A 25,831-nucleotide genomic window follows, 5' to 3' on the forward strand; every position below is an offset into this window, starting at 1 on the left:
ACGCGAAGGAGACAGGCTGATGTCCGGCCACTCTAAATGGGCTACGACGAAGCACAAGAAGGCCGTGATCGACGCCAAGCGCGGCAAGCTCTTCGCGAAGCTGATCAAGAACGTCGAGGTCGCGGCCCGTATGGGCGGCGCCGACCTCGACGGTAACCCGACGCTCTACGACGCCGTCCAGAAGGCGAAGAAGCAGTCGGTTCCGAACAAGAACATCGACTCCGCGATCAAGCGTGGGGCCGGCCTGGAGGCGGGCGGCGCCGACTACGAGACGATCATGTACGAGGGCTACGGCCCCAACGGCGTGGCCGTGCTCATCGAGTGCCTCACCGACAACCGCAACCGCGCCGCCGGTGACGTCCGCGTGGCCATGACCCGCAACGGCGGCTCGATGGCCGACCCGGGTTCGGTGTCCTACCTGTTCAACCGCAAGGGCGTCGTGATCGTCCCCAAGGGTGAGCTGACCGAGGACGACGTGCTGGGCGCGGTCCTGGACGCCGGTGCCGAGGAAGTCAACGACCTCGGCGAGAACTTCGAGGTCATCAGCGAGGCCACCGACCTGGTCGCGGTCCGCACCGCGCTCCAGGAGGCCGGCATCGACTACGACTCGGCCGAGGCCAACTTCGTCCCCACCATGCAGGTGGAGCTGGACGAGGACGGCGCGCGCAAGATCTTCAAGCTGATCGACGCGCTGGAGGACAGCGACGACGTGCAGAACGTCTTCGCCAACTTCGACGTCTCCGACGACGTCATGGCGAAGGTCGACGCCTGAGCCGACCAGCTGCGGCCGCCGCCGACGGGCCGACGGGACACCTCCCGTCGGCCCGTCGCGCTTGTCGGTCCGGGGCGTTGTCAGTGCCGCCCGATAACCTGCCGGAACAGTTGACCGAAGGAGGGGCGGAGTGCGCGTGCTGGGGGTGGACCCGGGGCTGACGCGGTGCGGCGTCGGCGTGGTCGAGGGCACGGCGGGGCGTCCGCTGCGCATGGTCGGCGTCGGGGTCGTCCGCACCCCCGCCGAGGCGGACACCGCCGAACGGCTCGTCCTCGTCGAGCGCGGGATAGAGCAGTGGCTCGACGAGCACCGGCCCGAATACGTCGCCGTGGAGCGGGTGTTCAGCCAGCACAACGTGCGCACGGTCATGGGCACCGCCCAGGCCAGCGCCGTCGCCATGCTGTGCGCCGCCCGCCGCGGGCTGCCCGTCGCCCTGCACACCCCCAGCGAGGTCAAGGCGGCCGTCACGGGATCCGGCCGGGCCGACAAGGCGCAGGTGGGCTTTATGGTCACCCGGCTGCTCCGGCTCGACGCGCCGCCCAAACCCGCTGACGCCGCCGACGCCCTCGCCCTGGCCATCTGCCATATCTGGCGCGCCCCGGCCACCGGCCGCCTCCAGCAGGCGGCCGCCGCCCACCGCCGCACCACCGCTCCCGTACGCCTCCCGAAGGGCACCCGATGATCGCCTTCGTCTCCGGCCCCGTCGCCGCCCTCGCCCCCGACACCGCCGTCGTCGAAGTCGGCGGCGTCGGCATGGCCGTCCAGTGCACGCCCGGCACCCTCGCCACGCTGCGCGTGGGGCAGCCGGCGCGGCTGGCCACCTCCCTCGTCGTCCGCGAGGAGTCCCTGACGCTCTACGGCTTCGCCGACGACGACGAGCGCCAGACCTTCGAGCTGCTCCAGACCGCGAGCGGCGTCGGCCCCCGCCTCGCCCAGGCCATGCTCGCCGTGCACTCCCCGGACGCGCTGCGCCGCGCCTTCGCGACGGGCGACGAGAAGGCGCTCACCGCCGTGCCCGGCATCGGCAAGAAGGGCGCGCAGAAGCTGCTGCTGGAGCTCAAGGACCGGCTGGGCGAGCCGGTCGGTTCCGCGCCGGCCGGTGCGGCCGCCTCCTCGGCCGCCCCCGGCTGGCAGGACCAGCTGCACGCCGCGCTCGTCGGCCTCGGCTACGCGTCGCGCGACGCGGAGGAGGCGGTGGCGGCCGTGGCCCCGCAGGCGGAAGCCGCGGCCGGCACGCCGCAGGTCGGTCAGCTGCTGCGGGCCGCGCTGCAGACGCTGAACCGGGCCCGATGAGCAAGGGGTTCCGCCCCCCGGCGCGCCCGCGGCGCGTGCCCGCAAACGCCCAACGGGCTGACACCAGCCCCTCCGCCCGCACCGTGAGGTTTCCCTCGTGAACTGGGACGACGAGTCCGCATACGACACCACCCCCGCCGCCGACCGCGTCGTCGGCGCCGCCGCCGACGGCGAGGACCGGGCCGTCGAGGCCGCGCTGCGCCCCAAGGACCTGGAGGAGTTCGTCGGGCAGGAGCGGGTCCGGCAGCAGCTCGACCTCGTGCTGCGCGCCGCCCGGGCCCGCGGCGCCACCGCCGACCACGTCCTGCTCTCCGGCGCCCCCGGACTCGGCAAGACCACCCTCTCCATGATCATCGCCGCGGAGATGGGCGCCCCCATCCGGATCACCTCCGGTCCGGCTATCCAGCACGCCGGCGACCTCGCCGCGATCCTCTCCTCGCTCGCCGAGGGCGAGGTGCTCTTCCTCGACGAGATCCACCGCATGTCCCGGCCCGCCGAGGAGATGCTCTACATGGCCATGGAGGACTTCCGCGTCGACGTCGTCGTCGGCAAGGGCCCCGGCGCCACCGCCATCCCCCTGGAGCTGCCGCCCTTCACCCTCGTCGGCGCCACCACCCGCGCCGGGCTGCTGCCGCCCCCGCTGCGCGACCGCTTCGGCTTCACCGGGCACATGGAGTTCTACGCCCCCGCCGAGCTGGAGCGCGTCATCGGCCGTTCGGCCGGTCTGCTCGACGTGACCATAGACGCGGAAGGGGCGGCCGAGATCGCCGGCCGCTCCCGCGGCACGCCCCGCATCGCCAACCGGCTGCTGCGCCGGGTCCGGGACTACGCCCAGGTGGAGGCCGACGGCCTGATCACCCGGGAGATCGCGGCCCGGGCCCTTGAGGTGTACGAGGTGGACGCCCGGGGCCTCGACCGGCTCGACCGGGCCGTGCTCACCGCGCTCCTCAAGCTCTTCGGCGGCGGCCCGGTCGGCCTGTCCACGCTGGCCGTGGCCGTCGGCGAGGAGCGCGAGACCGTCGAGGAGGTCGCCGAGCCCTTCCTGGTACGGGAGGGCCTGCTGGCCAGGACGCCCAGGGGCCGGATCGCGACCCCCGCCGCCTGGGAGCACCTGGGGCTCGTACCGCCGCAGGTTGCCGGGGGTACGGGCCGGGCCGGTGAGGGCGGCCCTGGTCAGCGCTCCCTGTTCGCCGAGTGACGGCGCGGGGACTGGTCCGGCCAGGAACCCGGGTGCCATGCTGGGCGTTGTTCCATTGGTGCGGACTCGCTTAGACTCCGCCGATGCCGTCCGTATCGGTGCGGCATACCACCCCCGTAGACCAGGCCGCATCCCCAGGCGGTCGTGTGAAGGAAATCCCGTCCCGTGAATATCGTGACTCTCCTGCCGTTCATCGTGCTCATCGGGGCCATGTTCCTGATGACCCGGTCGGCCAAGAACAAGCAGCGCCAGGCTGCGCAGATGCGCGACCAGATGCAGCCGGGCACCGGTGTGCGGACGATCGGCGGAATGTACGCCACCGTCAAGGAGGTCAGCGAGGACTCGGTCCTCCTGGAGGTCGCTCCCGGCGTTCACGCGATCTACGCGAAGAACTCCATCGGGGCTGTGCTCCCGGACGAGGAGTACAACCGCATCATCCACGGCATCGAGCCGTCGGGCGACGACGCCCCGGTCGTCCCGGACGACCTCTCGTCGCTGACGGAGGGTGATGACACCGCTGCCGAGAAGGCCGGCGAGAAGAAGATCGACCTCGGCAAGGACACCGCCGCCGAGGGTTCCGCGGCGGAGGACAAGGCCGGCAAGAAGGCCGACAAGTCCGCGGACGCCGGCAAGGCGGAGCCGAAGGACGGCAAGCAGGACGGCGACTCCGACGCGAAGTAGCCCCACCCAGGAACCGCGACGCACCCCCCGCTCGGTGCGTCGCGGTTCGCTGACGGTCTAGGCTCCGGCGGGGGGCAGGTCCCCACAAACTTCGTGGCCGTCCGGCGAACACCCGACGCCCGGCGGTTGGACAGGGAGAAACGACAAGGTGGCAGCACCGAAGAAGGGCCGCAGGTCCCCGGGCGGCCAGGGCAGGCCGGGCAGAGTCCTGGCCTTCATCCTGATCGCCATGGTGGCGCTCGTCGGGGGAATGTTCGCCTCCGGGCAGACCACCCCCCGGCTGGGCATCGACCTGGCGGGCGGCACGAGCTTCACGCTCAAGGCGATGAACGAGCCGGGCCAGCCCAACGCGATCAACACGACCAACATGAACACGGCCGCGGGCATCATCGAGCGGCGTGTCAACGGTCTCGGTGTGACCGAGTCCGAGGTCCAGACGCAGGGCCGGGAGCACATCATCGTGAACATCCCCAAGGGGACGAACGCGAAGCAGGCTCGTGAGCAGGTCGGCACCACTGCCAAGCTCACCTTCCGCCCCGTGCTGTTCGCCGCCCCGGCCGGCAAGCTTCCCGAACCCTCGCCGAGCGCGTCGGCGGGAGCCGACAAGGACAAGAGCGGCAAGGGCGACAAGGGCGACAAGAGCAAGGCCAAGGACGGCGAGAAGGACAAGAAGGGCAAGCCCTCCGGGACGCCCACCGCGTCCGCGCCCGGTGCCTCGGCCACGCCGTCCGCCTCCCGTACGCAGGGGCGGGCCGTCACGGAGGCCCTGAAGGCCCCGCAGGCGCCCAAGCCGCCGTCCCCCAATCCTTCCGGCAACGCCACCGACGACCTGCAGAAGCAGTTCGCCGCCCTGGACTGCTCCACCCCCGAGGCGCGCTCGAAGGCCGCGCAGAAGAGCAAGGACGTCGGCCCCGAGACCAACGTCGTGGTGTGCGACAAGGACGGCCAGGAGAAGCTGCTCCTCGGCCCGGTCGCGGTCCAGGGCGTGGACGTCACCGACGCCAAGGCCGCCCTCGACACCCAGCAGGGCGGCGGCTGGCAGGTCCAGCTGAAGTTCAACGGCAGCGGCTCCAAGAAGTTCGCCGACATCACCGGCAAGCTCGCCGCCAAGCCCGAGCCGCAGAACCGCTTCGCGATCGTCATGGACGGCCAGGCCGTCTCCGCTCCCTCGGTGCGCTCGGCCATCCCCGGCGGCAGCGCCGAGATCAGCGGCAGCTTCGACCAGTCCAGCGCGGACGACCTCGCCAACATCCTGTCCTACGGCGCCCTGCCGCTGTCGTTCGACGTCGTCACGGAGACCACCGTCTCCGCCGCCCTCGGCGGCGACCAGCTGCGCGCCGGTCTGATCGCCGGTGCCATCGGCCTCGCGCTCGTGGTCATCTACCTGGTGGTCTACTACCGCGGCCTCGCGCTCGTGGCCCTCGCCAGCCTCGCGGCCTCGGCGGTCCTGACCTACACGATCATGGTGCTGCTCGGGAAGGCCATCGGCTTCGCGCTGAACCTGCCGGCCGTGTGCGGTGCCATCGTCGCGATCGGCATCACCGCCGACTCGTTCATCGTCTACTTCGAACGCATCCGGGACGAGATCCGCGAGGGCCGCACGTTGCGTCCCGCCGTGGAGCGCGGCTGGCCGCGCGCCCGCCGGACGATCCTGGTCTCCGACTTCGTGTCCTTCCTGGCCGCCGCGGTGCTCTTCATCGTCACCGTCGGCAAGGTCCAGGGCTTCGCGTTCACCCTCGGTCTGACCACGCTGCTCGACGTCGTCGTGGTCTTCTTCTTCACCAAGCCGCTGATGACGATCCTGGCCCGGCGCAAGTTCTTCGCCAACGGTCACCCCTGGTCCGGGCTGGATCCCAAGCGGCTCGGCGCCAAGCCGCCGCTGCGGGCCTCCCGCCGTCGCCCCTCCGCCCCTGTCGACCCGAAGGAGGCGTGAGATGTCACGACTCGGCACCCTCGGCGCCCGGCTCTACCGAGGCGAGGTCGGCTACGACTTCGTCGCCAAGCGGAAGATCTGGTACGGCATCTCGATCCTCATCACCATCACGGCCATCGTCGGCCTGGCGGTGCGCGGCCTGAACATGGGCATCGAGTTCTCCGGCGGCGCGGTCTTCGCCACGGAGAAGACCTCGGTCTCCGCCGACGCCGCCAAGGAGACGGTGGAAAGGGTTTCCGGACACACGGCGATCGTCCAGAAGCAGGGCGACGGCAAGCTCCGCATCCAGGTCAGCGAGCTGGAGACCAAGGCTTCGGTGAAGACCCAGGAAGCCCTGGCCGAGAAGCTCGACATGCCGATCAACAAGGTCAACACCGACATCGTCGGCCCGAGCTGGGGTGAGGAGATCGCCGACAAGGCCTGGACGGGTCTCGCCGTCTTCATGGTCCTCGTGGTGATCTACCTCGCCCTCGCCTTCGAATGGCGCATGGCGGTGGCGGCGCTCGTCGCCCTGATCCACGACCTCACCATCACCGTCGGCGTCTACGCGCTCGTCGGCTTCGAGGTCACCCCGGGCACCGTGATCGGTCTGCTGACCATCCTCGGTTACTCGCTCTACGACACGGTCGTCGTCTTCGACGGCCTCAAGGAGAGCGCGAAGGACATCACCAAGCAGACCCGCTGGACGTACAGCGAGATCGCCAACCGCAGCCTCAACGGCACCCTGGTGCGCTCCATCAACACCACGGTCGTCGCCCTCCTCCCGGTCGCCGGTCTGCTGTTCATCGGCGGCGGCTTCCTGGGCGCGGGCATGCTCAACGACATCTCGCTCGCCCTGTTCGTCGGCCTCGCGGCCGGTGCCTACTCCTCGATCTTCATCGCCACTCCGCTGGTCGCGGACCTCAAGGAGCGCGACCCGCAGATGAAGGCCCTGACCCGGCGCGTCCGCGCCAAGCGCGCCGCACAGGCCGCCAAGGCGGACTCGGGGCAGGACGACGGCCGGGGCGCCGACACGGACGCCGAGGACGCCGGGGACGACGAGCCGCAGGACGCGTCCCCGGCCGGCCTCGTCGGGCAGCGCCGGCAGCCGGTGAGCCGCAACCGCGGCGGCCGCGGCGGGAAGCGCCGATGACCGCCGGACGCGCCGAGGGCGCCGAGGGGACCCTGCGCGAGCTGCTGCTCAGCCGGATCCACGACGTACCGGACTACCCGAAGCCGGGCGTGGTCTTCAAGGACATCACCCCGCTGCTCGCCGACCCCGAGGCGTTCACCGCCCTCACCGAGGCGCTCGCGGAGCTCTGCGCGCGCCACCGGGTGGACAAGGTGGTCGGCCTGGAGGCCCGCGGCTTCATCCTGGCGGCCCCCGTGGCCGTCCGGGCCGGGGTCGGGTTCGTCCCCGTCCGCAAGGCCGGCAAGCTGCCCGGGGCGACGCTGTCGCAGACGTACGACCTGGAGTACGGCACGGCGGAGATCGAGATACACGCCGAGGCCTTCGCCCCCGGCGACCGGGTGCTCGTCATCGACGACGTGCTCGCCACCGGGGGCACCGCCGAGGCGTCGGTCCAGCTGATCCGCCGGGCCGGGGCCGAGCCCGTGGGCGTGGCGGTCCTGATGGAGCTGGGCTTCCTCGACGGCCGCAAGCGGCTGGAGAAGGTGCTCGGCGGGGCGCCGGTGGACGCGCTGATCCGCGTCTGATCCAAGGTCCGGCGGTCGCCGGACCGGTTCGGGAACACGCAGCGGGCCCCGGGGGAGAACCCCGGGGCCCGCTGCGTGCGTCCTTGACGCCACCGGGCGGGAGGCAGCTTCACGGCCTGGATCGATACCATGGCAGTCCGGACCTGCTCGGGGGCCGGACCCCGCATGAGGAGTGCTCTTGCCAGACAAGGCCCAGCCGCTCTCCCCCAGACTCCGTCCGGGGGGAACCCCAGCGGCACAGCCCGACCAGCCCGCACCGGAGGGCGCGGCGGCCGCGGGCCCGCCCGAGCCCACGGGCCGCCCGCAGGGCACGGGCGCGCCCGAGCCCGGGAAGCCCGCCGCCACTCCGCCCCCCGCCCCCGGTGCCGACCTGGTCAAGGAGGGCTCGGGCCCCCGGCCCACGCCCCCGCCGAGCGCCCGCTCGGCCTCCTCCAGCCGGGTCCGCGCCCGCCTCGCCCGGCTGGGCGTCCAGCGGCAGAGCCCGTACAACCCCGTCCTGGAGCCGCTGCTCCGCATCGTCCGGGGGAACGACCCCAAGGCCGACGCCTCCACGCTGCGCCAGATCGAGCGCGCCTACCAGGTCGCCGAGCGCTGGCACCGCGGGCAGAAGCGCAAGAGCGGCGACCCGTACATCACCCACCCGCTCGCCGTCACCACCATCCTCGCCGAGCTGGGGATGGACCCGGCGACGCTGATGGCCGGGCTGCTGCACGACACCGTCGAGGACACCGAGTACGGCCTGGACACCCTGCGCCGCGACTTCGGCGACCAGGTCGCCCTGCTCGTCGACGGCGTCACCAAGCTCGACAAGGTCAAGTTCGGCGAGGCAGCACAGGCCGAGACCGTCCGCAAGATGGTCGTCGCCATGGCCAAGGACCCCCGGGTCCTGGTGATCAAGCTCGCCGACCGCCTGCACAACATGCGCACCATGCGCTACCTCAAGCGGGAGAAGCAGGAGAAGAAGGCCCGCGAGACGCTGGAGATCTACGCCCCGCTGGCGCACCGGCTGGGCATGAACACCATCAAGTGGGAGCTGGAGGACCTCGCCTTCGCGATCCTCTACCCCAAGATGTACGACGAGATCGTCCGGCTCGTCGCCGAGCGCGCCCCCAAGCGGGACGAGTACCTGGCGATCGTCACCGACGAGGTCCAGGCGGACCTGCGCGCCGCGCGCATCAAGGCCACCGTCACCGGCCGGCCGAAGCACTACTACAGCGTCTACCAGAAGATGATCGTGCGGGGCCGCGACTTCGCCGAGATCTACGACCTGGTGGGCATCCGCGTCCTCGTCGACACCGTCCGCGACTGCTACGCGGCGCTCGGCACCGTCCACGCCCGGTGGAACCCGGTCCCGGGGCGGTTCAAGGACTACATCGCGATGCCCAAGTTCAATATGTACCAGTCGTTGCACACGACGGTCATAGGGCCCAGCGGCAAGCCCGTCGAACTCCAGATCCGGACGTTCGACATGCACCGCCGCGCCGAGTACGGCATCGCCGCGCACTGGAAGTACAAGCAGGAGGCCGTCGCCGGTGCCTCCAAGATCCGTACGGACGTGCCGAAGAACGCCGGCAAGAACCAGGACACCGTCAACGACATGGCCTGGCTGCGGCAGTTGCTCGACTGGCAGAAGGAGACGGAGGACCCGGGCGAGTTCCTGGAGTCGCTGCGCTTCGACCTGTCCCGCAACGAGGTCTTCGTCTTCACTCCCAAGGGCGACGTCATAGCGCTGCCGGCCGGGGCCACCCCGGTCGACTTCGCCTACGCCGTGCACACCGAGGTCGGCCACCGCACCATAGGAGCCCGGGTCAACGGGCGGCTGGTGCCGCTCGAATCGACTCTGGACAACGGCGATCTGGTCGAGGTCTTCACCTCCAAGGCGCCCGGCGCGGGACCCTCCCGGGACTGGCTGGGCTTCGTCAAGTCGCCCCGCGCGCGCAACAAGATCCGCGCCTGGTTCTCCAAGGAGCGCCGGGACGAGGCGATCGAGCAGGGCAAGGACGCCATCGCCCGCGCGATGCGCAAGCAGAACCTGCCCATCCAGCGCATCCTGACCGGCGATTCGCTCGTCACCCTCGCGCACGAGATGCGCTACCCCGACATCTCCTCGCTCTACGCTGCCATCGGCGAGGGCCATGTGGCCGCCCAGGGCGTCGTGCAGAAGCTCGTCCAGGCCCTCGGCGGCGAGGACGCGGCGACCGAGGACATCGAGGAGTCCGCGCCCATCCGAGGCCGCTCCAAGCGGCGTTCGTCCGCCGACCCGGGTGTGGTCGTCAAGGGCGTGGACGACGTGTGGGTCAAGCTCGCCCGCTGCTGCACCCCGGTCCCCGGCGACCCGATCATCGGCTTCGTCACCCGCGGCAACGGCATCTCCGTCCACCGGGCGGACTGCGTCAACGTCGACTCGCTCTCGCAGCAGCCCGAGCGGATCATCGACGTCGAGTGGGCGCCCACCCAGTCGTCCGTCTTCCTCGTCGCCATCCAGGTGGAGGCACTGGACCGGTCCCGGCTGCTCTCGGACGTCACCCGGGTCCTGTCGGACCAGCACGTCAACATCCTCTCGGCGGCCGTGCAGACGTCCCGCGACCGGGTGGCCACCTCGCGGTTCACCTTCGAGATGGGCGACCCCAAGCACCTGGGGCACGTCCTGAAGGCGGTGCGCGGCGTGGAGGGCGTCTACGACGTCTACCGCGTGACGTCGGCGCGCAGACCGTAGCGGACACGGAAACGGCCCCGGTGCTCAGCACCGGGGCCGTTCTCATACGGCTACCGTCAGCCGTTCTCATACGGCTACCGTCAGCCGTTCTCATACGGCTACCGTCAGCCGCTCTCATACGGCGATCAGCCGCCGAACTCCTCCAGGCCCTTCAGCGCCTGGTCCAGCAGGGCCTTGCGGCCCTCCAGCTCCTTGGAGAGCTTGTCGGCCTTCGCGTCGTTGCCCGCCGCCCGCGCCTTGGCGATCTGCTCCTGGAGCTTGTCCACGGCGTCCTGGAGCTGCCCGGTGAGCCCGGCCGCACGGGCCCGCGCCTCCGGGTTGGTCCGCCGCCACTCGGCCTCCTCGGCCTCCTGGAGGGCGCGCTCGACGGTGTGCATCCGGCCCTCGATCTTCGGCCGGGCGTCCCGCGGCACATGGCCGATGGCCTCCCACCGCTCGTTGACCGAACGGAACGCCGCCCGGGCCGACTTGAGGTCGGTGACCGGAAGCAGCTTCTCGGCCTCGACGACCAGCTCCTCCTTGAGCGCCAGGTTCTGCTGCTGCTCCGCGTCGCGCTCCGCGAAGACCTCGCCGCGCGCCTGGAAGAAGACGTCCTGCGCACCCCGGAACCGGGTCCACAGCTCGTCCTCGGCCTCGCGCTGGGCCCGTCCCGCGGCCTTCCACTCGGCCATCAGATCGCGGTACCGCGCGGCGGTGGCGCCCCAGTCCGTCGACCCGGACAGCGCCTCCGCCTCGGCGACCAGCTTCTCCTTGACCTTGCGGGCGTCCTCGCGCTGGGCGTCCAGCGAGGCGAAGTGGGCCTTGCGCCGCTTGGAGAACGCCGAGCGGGCGTGCGAGAAGCGGTGCCACAGCTCGTCGTCGGTCTTCCGGTCCAGCCGCGGCAGGCCCTTCCAGGTGTCGACCAGGGCCCGCAGCCGCTCGCCCGCCGAGCGCCACTGCTCGCTCGCGGCCAGCTCCTCGGCCTCGGCGACCAGCGCCTCCTTGGCCGTCCGCGCCTCGTCCGTCTGCTTGGCCTTCGCGGCCTTGCGCTCCTCGCGGCGCTTCTCGACGGTCTCGACGAGCTTGTCCAACCGCCCGCGCAGCGCGTCCAGATCGCCGACCGCGTGGTGCTCGTCGACCTGGGACCGCAGGTGATCGATGGCGGTCATCGCGTCCTTGGCCGACAGGTCGGTGGTCCTCACCCGACGCTCGAGGAGGCCGATCTCCACGACCAGGCCCTCGTACTTGCGCTCGAAGTAAGCGAGAGCCTCCTCCGGACTCCCCGCCTGCCACGAGCCGACGACCTGCTCGCCGTCGGCCGTACGCACGTACACCGTCCCCGTCTCATCGACGCGGCCCCATGGGTCGCTGCTCACAGCGCCTCCTCCACATGATGCCGGGGCCGGTTCGCGGCCCGCGCGCATCGTCCACAGTTGTCCCGGCGGGGCCGCGCCCCGCCGGTCGGCGGCTTGATCATTTGACTGCCGGTCAGTGCTGTTTCGGGTGCCTCGCAGCCGCCGGAGCAGGCACCCTGCACAACGCCAACATAGGCGACCGGCGGCCCGGCTGTCCGTATCCCGCGCGACCGAAATTCGGCCGCCCGGCCGCTCGAAGTCCGTCAGGACTTCGTGACCGTCGCCTTGTCGATCACGGCGGTCGCGTTGGGGGGACCGTCGGGGCCGCCGCCCTGCACACCCGCGCCGGTGATCTTCTTGAGCGTCTTCATGCCCTCGGCCCCGATGGTGCCGAGCGGGGTGTAGTCCGGCTTCAGCGGACTGTCCTTGTAGACGAGGAAGAACTGGCTGCCGGTGGAGTGCGGCTGCATGGTCTTGGCCATGGCGATGGTGCCCGCCGGATAGATCTTCATGCCGGCCTTCTTCATCTCCGGTTCCGGAGCGTCCTTGAGCCGCGCGTCCTTGAGGTTCTCCTCGGCGAGCGTGTAGCCCGGGCCGCCCGCGCCGGTGCCCTTCGGGTCACCGCACTGCAGGACGAAGATGCCCGCCGTGTCACCGGTGAGGCGGTGGCACTTGGTGTGGTCGAAGTACCCCTGGCCGGCCAGGAAGTTCATGGAGTTGACCGTGTGCGGCGCCTTGGCCGCGTCCAGCGTGAGGTCGATGGTCCCGCAGGTCGTCTTGAGGTCCATCTTGTAGGAGGCCGATGTGTCGATCGCCATCTTCGGCTCCGACTTCCACGTCTTCGTCGCGGGGGAGCCCGGGGCGGGCTTGGCGCACGGGTCGGGGGCCTTCGAGGGGGTGGGCAGATCGCTCGGGGTCGCGTTCGCCGTCGCCTTGTCGTCCTTGTCGTCGCCGCCCAGGGCGCCCGTGGCGGCCGCCGCGCCGCCGGCGGCGATCACCACGGCGAGGCCGGCGGCGATCATCGCGTTCCGGCGGCGGGCCTTGCGCTGCTCCGCCTCGCGGCGCTGCCGCTGCCGCTCGAACTTCTCCCGTGCGAGCTGCCGCCGCCGCTGCTCGTTACTGACCACCGGGTCGTCTCCTCGTGCCGTCTCGTCCGGCTGAACCGCTTGCCGATCGCTTGTTGCGAGCGTGCCCGTACCGTATACGGGTTCGCGGCGGCGGAGGTGCCGCCGGTAGGCTCTGAACCGGCATAAACGTGACCGGCTCTCCGGCCGGGCACGCCCGCCGGATCCCTGCCGTGTCGATGCAGGCCGACATTAAGGACGAATGTGCTGATTGCCGGGTTCCCTGCCGGGGCCTGGGGGACCAATTGTTATCTGGTCGCCCCCGCCGCCGGCGAGGAGTGCGTGATCATCGACCCGGGCCACCAGGCCGCCCAGGGAGTCGAGGACGCGCTCAGGAAGCATCGGCTCAAGCCCGTCGCGGTCGTCCTCACCCACGGCCACATCGACCACGTCGCCTCGGTCGTCCCCGTGTGCGGCGCCCATGACGTCCCCGCGTGGATCCACCCCGCCGACCGCTACATGATGAGCGACCCCGAGAAGGCGCTCGGCCGCTCGATCGGCGCCCAACTCCTGGGCGAGCTCACCGTGGGCGAACCGGACGACGTCAAGGAGCTCGCCGACGGCAGCACGCTGGACCTCGCCGGTCTGCAGTTCACCGTCGCGCACGCGCCCGGCCATACCAAGGGGTCGGTGACCTTCCGGCTGCCTGAGACGACTGACATTCCGTCGGTGTTCTTCTCGGGCGACCTGCTGTTCGCCGGCTCCATCGGACGCACCGACCTGCCCGGCGGTGATCACGCCGAGATACTCGAGTCCCTGGCCCGCGTGTGCCTGCCACTCGACGACTCGACCGTGGTCCTCTCCGGCCACGGTCCCCAGACCAGCATCGGCCGCGAGCGCGCCACCAACCCGTACCTGCGGGACGTGGCCGGGACGCGCGGCCCCGGAGCCGGCACCCCGGCTCCGCGACGAGGAATGTGACGAAGCTTTCGTGAGCACCTTCAAGGCCCCCAAGGGCACCTACGACCTGATCCCCCCGGACTCGGCGGTCTACCTCGCCGTCCGCGAGGCCATCGCCGCGCCCGCCCGGCGCGCCGGCTACGGCTATGTGGAGACGCCCGGGTTCGAGCAGGTGGACCTGTTCTCCCGCGGCGTCGGCGAATCCACCGACATCGTGACCAAGGAGATGTACACCCTCACCCAGCGCGGCAAGGAAGCCCTCGCGCTGCGCCCCGAGGGCACCGCCTCCGTGCTGCGCGCCGCACTGGAGGCCAACCTCCACAAGGCGGGCAACCTGCCGGTCAAGCTCTGGTACTCCGGCTCGTACTACCGCTACGAGCGCCCCCAGGCCGGCCGCTACCGCCACTTCTCCCAGGTCGGCGCCGAGGCCATCGGCGCCGAGGACCCGGCGCTGGACGCCGAACTGATCATCCTCGCCGTCGACGCGTACCGGTCGCTCGGCCTGCGCGACTTCCGCCTGCTGCTCAACTCGCTCGGCGACAAGGAATGCCGCCCCGCCTACCGGACCGCCCTCCAGGACTTCCTGCGCGGCCTAGACCTGGACGACGACACCCGGCGCCGCATCGAGATCAACCCGCTGCGGGTCCTCGACGACAAGCGGGAGTCCGTGCAGAAGCAGCTCGTCGGCGCCCCCATGCTCCGCGACCACCTGTGCGAGGCGTGCAAGGAGTACCACGAGGAGGTCCGCGGGCTGCTGACCGCGGCCGGCGTCGAGTTCGAGGACGACGAGAAGCTGGTGCGCGGCCTGGACTACTACACGCGCACCACCTTCGAGTTCGTCCACGACGGCCTCGGGGCGCAGTCGGCGGTCGGCGGCGGCGGCCGTTACGACGGACTGTCCGAGATGATCGGCGGCCCGGCCCTGCCCTCCGTCGGCTGGGCACTCGGCGTCGACCGCACCGTGCTGGCGCTGCGGGCCGAGGGCATCGAGCTCGAACTCCCCGCCACCACCGACGTCTACGCGGTGCCGCTCGGCGAGGAGGCCCGCCGGGTGCTCTTCGGCGTGGTCACCGAACTGCGCCGGGCGGGCGTCGCCACGGATTTCGCGTTCGGCGGGAAGGGCCTGAAGAACGCCATGAAATCGGCCGACCGCTCGGGCGCCCGCTACGCCCTGGTCGCGGGCGAACGGGACCTGGCCGAGGGCATGGTCCAGCTCAAGGACCTGCGCAGCGGCGAGCAGACCGCTGTCCCGATCGACACCGTCGTGGGTGAACTCCGGGACAGGCAGGGCTGATCGGCGGCGCCCTGGTGCAGAATGGGCGCATCGGACGACTGATGGGATCAACGGCGCTATGACGACCTCGGCTCTTGACCGCTCCGACACCGACGGCGCGGAACGGGACGGGCCCGCCACCGGCGGGGTGGGCGGCAGTCGTGCCTTCGGGCTGATGCTGGTCGTCACCGGTGCGCTGGGGCTGCTGGCCGCCTGGGTCATCACGCTCGACAAGAACAAGATCCTTGAGGCCAAGGCGGTCGGCAAGACCTTCACCCCCGGGTGCAGCCTCAACCCGATCGTCTCCTGCGGCAACATCATGGAGAGCGACCAGGCCCACGCCTTCGGGTTCCCCAACCCGATGCTCGGCCTGGTCTGTTACGGCGCGATCATCGCCATCGGCCTCGCGGTGCTCTCCGGCTCGCGGTTCCCGCGCTGGTACTGGCTGGGCATGGAGGCCGGCACCCTCTTCGGCGTCGGCTTCTGCACCTGGCTCCAGTACGAGTCGCTGTACGTCATCGGCTCGCTGTGCCTGTGGTGCTGCCTCGCCTGGGTCGCCACGATCGTGATGTTCTGCTACGTCACCGTGCAGAACATCCGGCACCGGTTCATCCCGCTGCCGGACGGGGTACGGCGCGCGGTGCTGGAGTTCCACTGGGTGATCCCGGTGCTGTGGATCGGGATCATCGGCCTGCTGATCCTCACCAACTGGTGGTCGTTCTGGACGGGCTCGTCCTGACGCACCTGGCCTGACCTGCTGCGACGCCGTCGGACGAGCTGCGTCCGGCGGCGTTGTCAGTGCAGTGGCATAGGGTTTCGAGCGTGGAGCCCGACCTGTTCACCGCCGCAGAAGAGGACCGCCGGGAGAAAGACCCGGCGAGCAGTCCTCTCGCCGTTCGTATGCGCCCCCGCACCCTCGACGAGGTCGTCGGCCAAGGCCATCTGCTCAAGCCGGGCTCACCCCTCCGCCGACTGGTGGGGGAGGCGAGCGGCGGGCCGGCCGGGCCCTCCTCGGTGATCCTCTGGGGGCCGCCCGGCATCGGCAAGACGACCCTGGCGTACGTCGTCAGCCAGGCGACCAACAAGCGCTTCGTCGAGCTCTCCGCGATCACCGCCGGGGTCAAGGAGGTCCGGGCCGTCATCGACGGCGCCCGCCGGGCCTCCGGGGGCTACGGCAAGGAGACCGTCCTCTTCCTCGACGAGATCCACCGCTTCAGCAAGGCCCAGCAGGACTCCCTGCTGCCCGCCGTGGAGAACCGCTGGGTCACCCTCATCGCCGCCACCACCGAGAACCCGTACTTCTCGGTGATCTCCCCACTGCTGTCCCGCTCCCTGCTGCTCACCCTCCAGGCGCTCACCGACGACGACCTGCGGGGGCTGCTGCGCCGCGCGCTCACCGACGAGCGCGGCCTCGGCGGGGCCGTGACGCTCCCCGAGGACGCGGAGGCGCACCTGCTGCGGATCGCCGGCGGCGACGCGCGCCGGGCGCTCACCGCGCTGGAGGCGGCGGCGGGCGCCGCCCTCGACAAGGGCGACGACGAGATCACCCTGGAGACGCTGGAGGAGACGGTCGACCGGGCCGCGGTGACGTACGACCGGGACGGCGACCAGCACTACGACGTGGCCAGTGCCCTGATCAAGTCCATCCGCGGGTCGGACGTGGACGCGACGCTGCACTATCTCGCCCGGATGATCGAGGCCGGGGAGGATCCCCGGTTCATCGCCCGGCGGTTGATGATCTCCGCGAGCGAGGACGTCGGCCTGGCCGATCCCACCGCCCTGCAGACCGCCGTCGCCGGTGCCCAGGCCGTCGCCCTGATCGGCTTTCCCGAGGCGCGCATCATCCTGTCGCAGGTTGCCGTCGCGCTGGCCCTGGCGCCGAAGTCCAACGCCGCCTACCTGGCGATCGACGCGGCGCTCGCGGATGTGCGCGCCGGGCTGGCGGGGCCGGTGCCGGCGCATCTGCGGGACGGGCATTACAAGGGGGCCGCGAAGCTGGGGCATGCGCAGGGGTATGTGTATCCGCACGATGTGCCCGGGGGGATCGCGGCGCAGGAGTATGCGCCGGAGGCGGTGCGGGGGAAGCGGTATTACGAGCCGACTCGGTATGGGGCGGAGGCGCGGTACGCGGATGTGGTGGAGCGGGTGCGGGGGCGTTTGCGGGGGGAGTAGGCCCCGGTCCCGCCCCCCTCTCCGATTCCTGGGGGCAAGCCCCCACCCCCGTGAAAGCGGCTTCGCCGCTTGTCCTCAAACGCCGGACGGGCTGACTCACCCCTCCGCCGCGTCGAACAGCCGGTGCATCTCCCGCCGCAGCCCCGCCACGTCCCGCACCGGCTCGGGGAACTCGAAGCGTGCGTCGAAGGAGCGGTCGACGGGGGAGCCGGGGCCGGTGTCGCGGGTGAAGCGGACGCGGAGGCCGAAGCGGTCGAGGGCCAGGGGGACGGCGTCGCCGGAGCCGGTGCGCTGTTCGTCGAGGAGTCGCCAGAGGGAGCGCACCTGGTCGCTGTGGCCGGCGTGGAGGTGCTGGAGGAGCTCGGTCTCGTACTCGGTGAGCGGGTCGGGGGCGGCGTCGGCGAAGTCGCCGGGGGAGACGCGCTCGGCGCCCCAGAGGTCGTCGACGGAGATGTCGCCGAGTTCGAGACGCAGCATCATACGGCCGGGCTCGGTGACGCCGGGGACGCAGGTGAGCCAGCCCGACAGCCAGGCGCGGCCGCGGATACGGTTGGGGACGGAGACCGGCGCCACGTCGGTGATCTCCAGCACGGCCGGGAGGTCGTCGTCCTGGGCGTGGGTGGCCGCGCGGACGACGGGGGAGTCGGCGGGGTGGACGAGGTAGAGGTCGCCGTCGGGACCCACGGTCCGTACCTCGGGGGCGAGAGGGCCGGGGCGGGCGCCGCCCAGCCCGGGCACGAGCAGTACCGCCGAGCATGTACTCTGTACGAGAGTTCGTGTGCGCTCGGCTGCTGACGGCATCCGGGCGGTTTCAAGTCCGCTGGGACGCGGCTGACCACGATCTGATCGGACCTCCGTCGCTCCGACGCCATCAGTTGCGTCGGTCTTCTTCGTGCTGTCCGTGACGTGACTGGTGTTCCCCGGGCGAGACATGCGATCTCCTTGAGTAAGGTGAGCCTAACCTAACCTACAACGGAGGTCTGGAGAACGTGCCTAACCAGTCGCGTCCCAAGGTCAAGAAGTCCCGTGCCCTCGGCATCGCCCTGACGCCGAAGGCCGTCAAGTACTTCGAGGCCCGTCCCTACCCGCCGGGCGAGCACGGCCGCGGCCGCAAGCAGAACTCGGACTACAAGGTCCGTCTGCTCGAGAAGCAGCGTCTGCGCGCGCAGTACGACATCAGCGAGCGCCAGATGGCGCGTGCCTACGACCGCGCCAAGAAGGCCGAGGGCAAGACCGGCGAGGCGCTGGTCGTCGAGCTGGAGCGTCGTCTGGACGCCCTGGTCCTGCGTTCGGGCATCGCCCGCACCATCTACCAGGCCCGCCAGATGGTCGTCCACGGCCACATCGAGGTCAACGGCAAGAAGGTCGACAAGCCGTCCTTCCGTGTCCGTCCCGACGACGTCGTGATGGTCCGCGAGCGCAGCCGTGCCAAGCACCCCTTCCAGGTCGCCCGCGAGGGTGGTTACGCCGGTGAGGGCGAGACCCCGCGCTACCTGCAGGTCAACCTGCAGGCGCTGGCGTTCCGCCTGGACCGCGAGCCCAACCGCAAGGAGATCCCGGTGATCTGCGACGAGCAGCTCGTCGTCGAGTACTACGCCCGCTGACGCGGACGTCGTCACCTCTTCTCCGCACGGCCCGCCGACTTCCCGCCCCTGTGGCGGCGAGGCGGCGGGCCGTCGCGTTTCCGCAGGCCACGGTGGTGGGCTCGGACGCACGCTCGCCGGGCCGAAACGGAGTACGGGCGGCCACCCGCGGCGCGATAAGGTCGGTACCCGACGTTTCTACGTGTGACCAGCGACGACGAGCAGGGAGCGGTGCAGTGACCGGTGGAGAGGTGGCCGGGATCCTCGTGGCCGTCTTCTGGGCGATCCTGGTGTCCTTCATCGCCCTGGTCCTGGTGCGGCTCGCCCAGACCCTGAAGGCGGCGACCAAGCTGGTCGCCGACGTCACCGAGCAGGCCGTGCCGCTCCTCGCCGACGCCTCGGCGACCGTCCGCTCCGCCCACAGCCAGCTCGCCCGCGTCGACTCGATCGCCGCGGACGTCCAGGAGGTCACGGCCAACGCCTCCGCGCTGTCCTCGACCGTCTCCTCCGCCTTCGGCGGGCCCCTGGTGAAGGTCGCCGCCTTCGGCTACGGCGTGCGGCGGGCGATCGGCCGCAAGGGCGCCCCCGCGGAGCCCGGGCCGGAGACCACCGTGTTCACCGGCAGAGCCGTCGGGAAGAAGCTGCCGTCCGCCCGGCGCGGCAGCCGTCGTACCCGTGGGAAGGGCTGACCCAGAAATGTTCCGCCGTGCTTTGTGGTTCACCACCGGTGTGGCCGCCGGAGTGTGGGCCACCACCAAGGTGAACCGCGCCCTGGACAAGCTCACCCCCGAGAGCCTCGCGCTCCAGGCGGCCGACCGGGCCGTGCTCGCCGGCCGCCGCGTCAAGCACTTCGCCCTCGACGTCCGCGACGGCATGGCGCACCGTGAGGCGGCGCTCAAGGACGCGCTCGGCCTCACCTCCGGGCCGGAGCCCCGGGCGCTGCCCGGCGCCCGCCCGCACCTCGTCGTCGTCGAAACCGACCGTCCCCACCACTCGCTCACCCGGAAAGAGGACCACTGATGGAGTCCGCTGAAATCCGCCGCCGCTGGCTGCGCTTCTTCGAAGAGCGTGGGCACACCGTCGTGCCGTCGGCGTCGCTCATCGCGGACGACCCGACGCTCCTCCTCGTTCCCGCGGGCATGGTGCCCTTCAAGCCGTACTTCCTGGGTGAGGTCAAGCCGCCGTTCAGCCGCGCCACCAGCGTGCAGAAGTGTGTCCGCACGCCGGACATCGAGGAGGTCGGCAAGACCACCCGGCACGGCACGTTCTTCCAGATGTGCGGCAACTTCTCGTTCGGCGACTACTTCAAGGAGGGCGCGATCAAGCTCTCCTGGGAGCTGCTGACCAGCCCCGTGGCCGAGGGCGGCTACGGCCTCGACCCGGAGAAGCTCTGGATCACCGTCTACCAGGACGACGACGAGGCCGAGGGCATCTGGCGGGACCAGGTCGGCGTCCCCGCCGAGCGCATCCAGCGGCTGGGCAAGAAGGACAACTTCTGGTCCATGGGCGTCCCCGGCCCCTGCGGCCCCTGCTCCGAGATCAACTACGACCGCGGCCCCGAGTTCGGCCCCGAGGGCGGCCCCGCCGTCAACGACGAGCGGTACGTGGAGATCTGGAACCTGGTCTTCATGCAGTACGAGCGGGGTGCCGGCGACGGCAAGGAGGACTTCCCGATCCTCGGCGACCTCCCCGCCCAGAACATCGACACCGGCCTCGGCCTCGAACGCCTCGCGATGATCCTGCAGGGCGTGCGGAACATGTACGAGACCGACACCCTGCGCGTCGTCATCGACAAGGCCACCGAGCTGACCGGTGTCGCCTACGGCGCGGGCCCGGACTCCGACGTCTCGCTGCGCGTGGTCGCCGACCACATGCGCACCTCCGTGATGCTCATCGGCGACGGCGTCACCCCCGGCAACGAGGGCCGCGGCTACGTCCTGCGCCGCATCATGCGCCGCGCCATCCGCAATATGCGGATGCTGGGCGCCACCGGCCCGGTCGTCGCCGAGCTGCTCGACGTGATCATCAACACGATGGGGCAGCAGTACCCGGAGCTCATCCAGGACCGCAAGCGCGTCGAGACCGTCGCGCTCGCCGAGGAGGCCGCCTTCCTCAAGACCCTCAAGGCCGGCACCAACATCCTGGACACCGCCGTCACCGAGACCAAGGCCGCGGGCGGCACGGTCCTCGCCGGTGAGAAGGCGTTCCTGCTCCACGACACCTGGGGCTTCCCGATCGACCTCACCCTGGAGATGGCCGCCGAGCAGGGCCTCTCCGTGGACGAGGACGGCTTCCGCCGTCTGATGAAGGACCAGCGGGAGCGCGCCAAGGCCGACGCCAAGGCCAAGAAGACCGGCCACGCCGACCTGTCCGCGTACCGCGAGGTCGCCGACACCACGGGCGAGACCGACTTCACGGGCTACACCCTCACGGAGAACGAGGCCACCGTCGTCGGTCTGCTCGTCGACGGCGTCCCATCGCCCGCCGCCTCCGAGGGCGACGAGGTCGAGGTCGTCCTCGACCGTACGCCGTTCTACGCCGAGGGCGGTGGCCAGCTGGCCGACCAGGGGCGCATCAAGCTCGACAACGGCGCGGTGGTCGAGGTCCGCGATGTGCAGAAGCCCGTTCCCGGGGTGAACGTCCACAAGGGCGTCGTACAGGTCGGTGAGGTCACCCTCGGCGCCTCGGCGTACGCCGTCATCGACGTCCGGCGTCGTCGTGCCATCGCCCGCGCCCACAGCGCCACGCACCTGACGCACCAGGCGCTGCGCGACGCGCTCGGCCCGACGGCCGCCCAGGCCGGTTCGGAGAACTCGCCCGGCCGCTTCCGCTTCGACTTCGGCTCGCCGGCCGCCGTGCCGGGCACCGTCCTCACCGACGTGGAGCAGCGGATCAACGAGGTGCTCTCCCGGGAACTCGACGTCCACGCCGAGGTCATGAGCCTGGACGAGGCCAAGAAGTCCGGTGCGATCGCCGAGTTCGGCGAGAAGTACGGCGCGCGGGTACGCGTCGTGACCATCGGCGACTTCTCCAAGGAGCTGTGCGGTGGTACGCACGTCGCCAACACCGCCCAGCTGGGTCTGGTGAAGCTGCTCGGCGAGTCCTCGATCGGTTCCGGGGTGCGCCGCGTCGAGGCCCTGGTCGGCGCCGACGCGTACGACTTCCTGGCCAGGGAGCACACGGTCGTCGCCCAGCTCACCGAGCTGATCAAGGGGCGTCCCGAGGAGCTGCCGGAGAAGATCTCCGGAATGCTCGCCAAGCTCAAGGACGCCGAGAAGGAGATCGAGCGCTACCGCGCCGAGAAGGTGCTCCAGGCCGCCGCCGGGCTGGCCGAGGGCGCCCGGGACGTACGCGGCGTCGCCCTGGTCACCGGCAGGGTGCCGGACGGCACGGGCGCCGACGACCTGCGCAAGCTGGTCCTGGACGTCCGCGGCCGGATCGGCGGCGGCCGCCCGGCCGTCGTCGCTCTGTTCACCGTGGCCAACGGCCGCCCGCTGACCGTCATCGCCACCAACGAGGCCGCCCGTGAGCGCGGTCTCAAGGCCGGTGACCTGGTCCGCACCGCCGCCAAGACGCTCGGCGGCGGTGGCGGCGGCAAGCCGGACGTCGCCCAGGGCGGCGGCCAGAACCCCGAGGCCGTCGACGAGGCCGTCGCCGCCGTCGAGCGCCTGGTCGGGGAAGCGGCCTGACCGTGCGACGAGGCAGACGCATCGCCGTGGATGTCGGGGACGCCCGGATCGGGGTCGCCTCGTGCGACCCCGACGGGATCCTCGCCACCCCGGTCGAGACCGTGCCCGGACGGGACATCCCGCAGGCCCACAAGCGGCTCGCGGCGATCGTCGCGGAGTACGAGCCCATCGAGGTCGTCGTCGGCCTGCCCCGCTCCCTCAAGGGGGGAGAGGGGCCGGCGGCGGCCAAGGTCCGCACGTTCGCCAAGGAGATGGCCCGGCGCGTCGCGCCGGTGCCGGTCCGGCTGGTGGACGAGCGGATGACCACGGTCACCGCCGCCCAGGGGCTGCGGGCGTCCGGGGTGAACACGAAGAAGGGCCGTTCCGTCGTCGACCAGGCCGCGGCCGTGATCATTTTGCAGATCGCACTGGAGACCGAGAGAGTGTCGGGCCGCCCTCCGGGCGAAGCCGTCGAAGTGGTCATCTGATCGCGATACGGTAACCTTCCGCGCGACATGGCAGCTGTTCGAACGCCATCCCTACAGGACCAGACGATCGGACCCGCGCCCTCCGGGGTGCCCGGCTGCCGCTGTGCGGCTCTAGGGGATAGATGACTGAGTACGGCCGGGGTTCCGGCTCCCAATCGTGGAATCCGGGCGACCCCCAGCAGGGGGACCGGGGGTACGAGGGTCAGCAGCACCCGCCGCAGCAGCCTTACTACGGTCAGCAGCAGTACCCGGAGCAGCAGCACTTCCCCGATCAGCAGTACGGCTGGGACCAGGGGCAGGGCGGGGGGAACGGCCACTACGCCGATCCCCAGGCCCATCCCCAGTCCCAGGCCCCGTACGGCCAGGCCGGCGGGGGCTACCCGGACGGGTCCGACGGCCAGGGCGGGTACTACGGCGCGGGCAGTAGTGGCTATCCGCAGCAGGCGCAGGAGCCGTACGACACCGGCGAGCATCCTTACTACCACGGTCAGCAGGGGTATGACACCGGTCAGCATCCGCAGCCCCAGGGCGGGCAGATGTACGACACGGGTCAGCATCCGCACCCACAGGGTGCGTATGACACGGGTCAGCACCCGCAGCAGGCGTACGACACCGGACAGCACCCGCACCCGCAGGGGTATGACACCGGTCAGCACCCGCAGCCGTCGGCACAGCGGATCCCGCAGCAGACCCCGACCAAGGAGCCGCACGAGGAGTGGCTGGAGGAGTCCTCCGGCGAGCACTCCCTGCTCTCGAAGTCCGCGGCCTCCCCGGCGCCCCGGTCGTCTCCGGCCATAGACCTCCTGCCGGGCGCCGCCGACACCGACGAGGACGACGAGCCGCGGCGCGGCCGCCGCGGCGGTGGCGGCAAGACCAAGAAGCAGCCCAAGCGCCGCAGCGGCACGGCCTGCCTGGTCGTCGCGGTCGTGCTGGTCGGCGCCGTGGGCGGCCTCGGCTACCTCGGCTACGACTACTGGCAGACCAACTACGGCCCCGCGCCCGACTACGAGGGCGAGGGCACGGGCTCGGTCCAGGTGGACATCCCCAAGGGGACGGGTCTCACCCAGATCGGTGATCTTCTCCACAAGAACGGCGTGGTCAAGAGCTCCCGGGCGTTCACCGAGGCGGCAGGCAGCAAGCTCATCCAGCCCGGCACGTACACCCTGCACAAGGAGATGTCGGCCGAGTCCGCCGTCACGATGATGACGGACACCAAGAACCTCCTGACCCTCCGCGAGGGCATCCGGGCCGCCGAGGTCTACACCTCCATCGACAAGAAGCTGGAGCTCAAGCCGGGCACGACCAAGGACGTCGCCAAGGCCCAGGCGAAGAACCTGGGCCTGCCCGACTGGGCGACCGCCGACCCGAACGTCAAGGACCCGCTGGAGGGGTTCCTCTTCCCCTCGCAGTACAACGCGGGCAAGGGCACCAAGCCGGACGAGATCCTCCGGCAGATGATCAAGCGGGCGAAGGCCAACTACGAGCAGCAGGACCTGGAGGGCAAGGCCAAGGAGCTCGGCCTGAAGTCCCCGCTCCAGGTCATCACCGTCGCCAGCCTCGTCCAGGTCGAGGGCAAGTACAAGCACGACTTCGACAAGATCGCCCGGGTCGTCTACAACCGGCTCAAGCCGGACAACAAGGAGACGTACGGCCTGCTGGACTTCGACTCCACGGTCAACTACGCCAAGAGCCAGTCCACCCTGGACACCGGCTCCGTCAACGACCTGCGCAAGTTCAAGGACCCGTACAACACCTACAACATCAAGGGCCTGCCGCCCGGGCCGATCAGCAACCCCGGCATGGACGCCCTGAAATCGGCGCTCGAACCCAAGCCGGGACCCTGGTACTACTTCGTCTCGATCAACGAGAACGAGACGCTCTTCGCGGTGACCAACGCGGAGCACAACAGGAACCGGGAGCGGTACAAGCAGGAGCACGGGAAGACCGGCCAATGACCACACGCCACCGGGCGGCTGTCCTCGGCTCGCCCATCGCCCACTCGCTCTCCCCGGTCCTGCACCGGGCCGCCTACGCCGAACTGGGCCTGGGGGAGTGGACGTACGACCGGTTCGAGGTCGACGAGGCCGCGCTCCCCGGGTTCGTGGCGCGGCTCGACACCGACTGGGCCGGGCTGTCGCTGACGATGCCCCTCAAGCGCGCGATCATCCCGCTGCTGGACGAGATCACCGGCACGGCCCGCTCCGTCGAGGCCGTCAACACGGTCGTCCGCGGTGAGGACGGCCGTCTGACCGGCGACAACACCGACATCCCCGGTCTGGTCGCGGCCCTGCGCGAGCGCGGGGTGGAGAAGGCAGCCTCGGCGGCCGTGCTCGGGGCCGGCGCCACGGCCTCCTCCGCGCTCGCCGCGCTCGCCGGGATCTGCGCCGGCGAGGTCACCGCGTACGTCCGCAGCGCCGGGCGCGCCGCGGAGATGCGCGAGTGGGGCGAGCGCCTCGGGGTGCCGGTGCGCACCGCCGACTGGTCGCGGGCGGCCGAGGCGTTCGAGGCGCCGCTGGTCATCTCCACCACGCCGGCCGGGGCCACGGACGAGCTCGCGTCCGCGGTCCCGGACCGGCCCGGCACCCTCTTCGACGTGCTCTACGAGCCGTGGCCGACCCCGCTGGCCGCGGCCTGGGCAGGCCGCGGCGGGACGGTGCTCGGCGGGCTGGACCTGCTCGTCCACCAGGCGGTGCTCCAGGTCGAGCGGATGACGGGGCACGCCCCCGCGCCGCTGGCCGCCATGCGCGCGGCGGGCGAGGCGGCGCTGGCGAGCCGCTGACCAGCGGCCCGGGTGAGCGGCCCGACAGCACGCCGTCGGTACCGGCCGCCCGGGAAGCGCGCGGACCATGGGAGGATCAGGGGTGGCGGGCCGAGTACGGTCGGTCGCGCCGCCGCATGATCTTCAGGTGCGAGCAGGAGGAGTTCCGTTGAGCAGGTTGCGCTGGCTGACGGCCGGGGAGTCACACGGTCCGGCCCTGGTGGCGACGCTGGAGGGGCTGCC

23 protein-coding genes are annotated in these 25,831 nt (G+C 71.1%); 20 read left to right on the forward strand and 3 right to left on the reverse strand.

Annotation, left to right across the window (positions count from 1 at the left end; translation table 11 throughout):
• The first annotated feature begins 19 nt into the window (after positions 1-19).
• From HN013_RS25840 to HN013_RS25880, 9 genes are all read left to right on the forward strand, one after another.
• Positions 20-772, forward strand: a complete 753-nt coding sequence (locus HN013_RS25840; RefSeq protein WP_171170256.1) for a YebC/PmpR family DNA-binding transcriptional regulator — start codon at positions 20-22, stop codon at positions 770-772.
• 130 nt (positions 773-902) lie between these two features.
• Complete coding sequence (gene ruvC, locus HN013_RS25845; RefSeq protein ID WP_171170258.1) at positions 903-1,454, forward strand: crossover junction endodeoxyribonuclease RuvC; 552 nt, start codon at positions 903-905, stop codon at positions 1,452-1,454.
• On the forward strand, positions 1,451-2,065 hold the full coding sequence (gene ruvA, locus HN013_RS25850; protein WP_171170260.1) for a Holliday junction branch migration protein RuvA: 615 nt from the start codon (positions 1,451-1,453) through the stop codon (positions 2,063-2,065). Before ruvC ends, ruvA begins: the two co-directional genes overlap by 4 nt.
• 97 nt (positions 2,066-2,162) lie before the next feature.
• Complete coding sequence (gene ruvB, locus HN013_RS25855; protein WP_171170261.1) at positions 2,163-3,263, forward strand: Holliday junction branch migration DNA helicase RuvB; 1,101 nt, start codon at positions 2,163-2,165, stop codon at positions 3,261-3,263.
• Between the two features lie 165 nt (positions 3,264-3,428).
• Positions 3,429-3,944 carry a preprotein translocase subunit YajC gene (gene yajC, locus HN013_RS25860; RefSeq protein ID WP_171170264.1) on the forward strand — a complete coding sequence of 172 codons (516 nt, stop codon included), beginning with the start codon at positions 3,429-3,431 and terminating at the stop codon, positions 3,942-3,944.
• A gap of 148 nt (positions 3,945-4,092) precedes the next feature.
• Positions 4,093-5,877 (forward strand): protein translocase subunit SecD, encoded by a 1,785-nt coding sequence (gene secD / locus HN013_RS25865; protein WP_171170266.1) that lies wholly within the window; start codon positions 4,093-4,095, stop codon positions 5,875-5,877.
• Between the two features lies 1 nt (position 5,878).
• Positions 5,879-7,009, forward strand: coding sequence for a protein translocase subunit SecF (gene secF, locus HN013_RS25870; RefSeq protein ID WP_171170268.1), 1,131 nt, complete (start codon positions 5,879-5,881; stop codon positions 7,007-7,009).
• Positions 7,006-7,572 carry an adenine phosphoribosyltransferase gene (locus tag HN013_RS25875; protein WP_171170270.1) on the forward strand — a complete coding sequence of 189 codons (567 nt, stop codon included), beginning with the start codon at positions 7,006-7,008 and terminating at the stop codon, positions 7,570-7,572. The genes secF and HN013_RS25875 overlap by 4 nt, the downstream gene beginning before the upstream one ends.
• Positions 7,573-7,750: 178 nt before the next feature.
• Complete coding sequence (locus HN013_RS25880; protein WP_171170273.1) at positions 7,751-10,288, forward strand: bifunctional (p)ppGpp synthetase/guanosine-3',5'-bis(diphosphate) 3'-pyrophosphohydrolase; 2,538 nt, start codon at positions 7,751-7,753, stop codon at positions 10,286-10,288.
• Between the two features lie 125 nt (positions 10,289-10,413).
• On the opposite strand, the gene HN013_RS25885 is transcribed toward HN013_RS25880, so the two are convergent.
• Positions 10,414-11,643: a DUF349 domain-containing protein gene (locus HN013_RS25885; protein WP_171170275.1), complete on the reverse strand. Its 1,230-nt coding sequence runs from the start codon at positions 11,641-11,643 to the stop codon at positions 10,414-10,416.
• A gap of 242 nt (positions 11,644-11,885) precedes the next feature.
• The gene (locus HN013_RS25890) at positions 11,886-12,749 is read right to left on the reverse strand and encodes a peptidylprolyl isomerase (protein WP_171170277.1); all 864 of its coding nucleotides are present in this window, start codon (positions 12,747-12,749) and stop codon (positions 11,886-11,888) included.
• Positions 12,750-12,950: 201 nt separating this feature from the next.
• Between HN013_RS25890 and HN013_RS25895 the strand changes: the two genes are divergently transcribed.
• The 4 genes from HN013_RS25895 to HN013_RS25910 all read left to right on the forward strand — a co-directional run bounded on the left by HN013_RS25895 (position 12,951) and on the right by HN013_RS25910 (position 17,091).
• Complete coding sequence (locus tag HN013_RS25895) at positions 12,951-13,667, forward strand: MBL fold metallo-hydrolase (protein ID WP_171170278.1); 717 nt, start codon at positions 12,951-12,953, stop codon at positions 13,665-13,667.
• Positions 13,668-13,677: 10 nt separating this feature from the next.
• On the forward strand, positions 13,678-14,940 hold the full coding sequence (hisS, locus tag HN013_RS25900; RefSeq protein WP_171170280.1) for a histidine--tRNA ligase: 1,263 nt from the start codon (positions 13,678-13,680) through the stop codon (positions 14,938-14,940).
• A gap of 58 nt (positions 14,941-14,998) precedes the next feature.
• Positions 14,999-15,658: a vitamin K epoxide reductase family protein gene (locus tag HN013_RS25905; RefSeq protein ID WP_171170283.1), complete on the forward strand. Its 660-nt coding sequence runs from the start codon at positions 14,999-15,001 to the stop codon at positions 15,656-15,658.
• An 83-nt stretch (positions 15,659-15,741) separates the two neighbouring features.
• Entirely contained in the window at positions 15,742-17,091 is a 1,350-nt protein-coding gene (locus HN013_RS25910) for a replication-associated recombination protein A (protein ID WP_171170284.1), read from the forward strand.
• Positions 17,092-17,187: 96 nt separating this feature from the next.
• Here the strand turns inward: HN013_RS25910 and HN013_RS25915 are convergent, their stop codons facing one another.
• A complete protein-coding gene (locus HN013_RS25915) occupies positions 17,188-17,892 on the reverse strand; it encodes a DUF2470 domain-containing protein (RefSeq protein ID WP_171170286.1) in 705 nt (234 codons plus the stop codon).
• Between the two features lie 188 nt (positions 17,893-18,080).
• Here HN013_RS25915 and rpsD point away from each other — a divergent pair, with 188 nt between their 5' ends.
• From rpsD to HN013_RS25950, 7 genes are all read left to right on the forward strand, one after another.
• Positions 18,081-18,695, forward strand: a complete 615-nt coding sequence (gene rpsD, locus HN013_RS25920) for a 30S ribosomal protein S4 (protein WP_171170295.1) — start codon at positions 18,081-18,083, stop codon at positions 18,693-18,695.
• Positions 18,696-18,910: 215 nt separating this feature from the next.
• The gene (locus HN013_RS25925) at positions 18,911-19,363 is read left to right on the forward strand and encodes a DUF948 domain-containing protein (protein WP_171170297.1); all 453 of its coding nucleotides are present in this window, start codon (positions 18,911-18,913) and stop codon (positions 19,361-19,363) included.
• Between the two features lie 7 nt (positions 19,364-19,370).
• Complete coding sequence (locus HN013_RS25930; RefSeq protein ID WP_171170299.1) at positions 19,371-19,694, forward strand: DUF6167 family protein; 324 nt, start codon at positions 19,371-19,373, stop codon at positions 19,692-19,694.
• Positions 19,694-22,363 (forward strand): alanine--tRNA ligase, encoded by a 2,670-nt coding sequence (alaS, locus tag HN013_RS25935; protein ID WP_171170301.1) that lies wholly within the window; start codon positions 19,694-19,696, stop codon positions 22,361-22,363. Before HN013_RS25930 ends, alaS begins: the two co-directional genes overlap by 1 nt.
• 2 nt (positions 22,364-22,365) lie before the next feature.
• Positions 22,366-22,830 (forward strand): Holliday junction resolvase RuvX, encoded by a 465-nt coding sequence (ruvX, locus tag HN013_RS25940; protein WP_171170303.1) that lies wholly within the window; start codon positions 22,366-22,368, stop codon positions 22,828-22,830.
• Positions 22,831-22,952: 122 nt separating this feature from the next.
• The gene (gene mltG / locus HN013_RS25945; protein ID WP_171170305.1) at positions 22,953-24,785 is read left to right on the forward strand and encodes an endolytic transglycosylase MltG; all 1,833 of its coding nucleotides are present in this window, start codon (positions 22,953-22,955) and stop codon (positions 24,783-24,785) included.
• Positions 24,782-25,609: a shikimate dehydrogenase gene (locus HN013_RS25950; RefSeq protein ID WP_171170307.1), complete on the forward strand. Its 828-nt coding sequence runs from the start codon at positions 24,782-24,784 to the stop codon at positions 25,607-25,609. Before mltG ends, HN013_RS25950 begins: the two co-directional genes overlap by 4 nt.
• Positions 25,610-25,831: the final 222 nt, after the last annotated feature.

The sequence above is a fragment of the Streptomyces sp. I05A-00742 genome (genome assembly GCF_013055795.1).
In the GTDB taxonomy this organism is placed as follows: Bacteria; Actinomycetota; Actinomycetes; order Streptomycetales; family Streptomycetaceae; genus Streptomyces.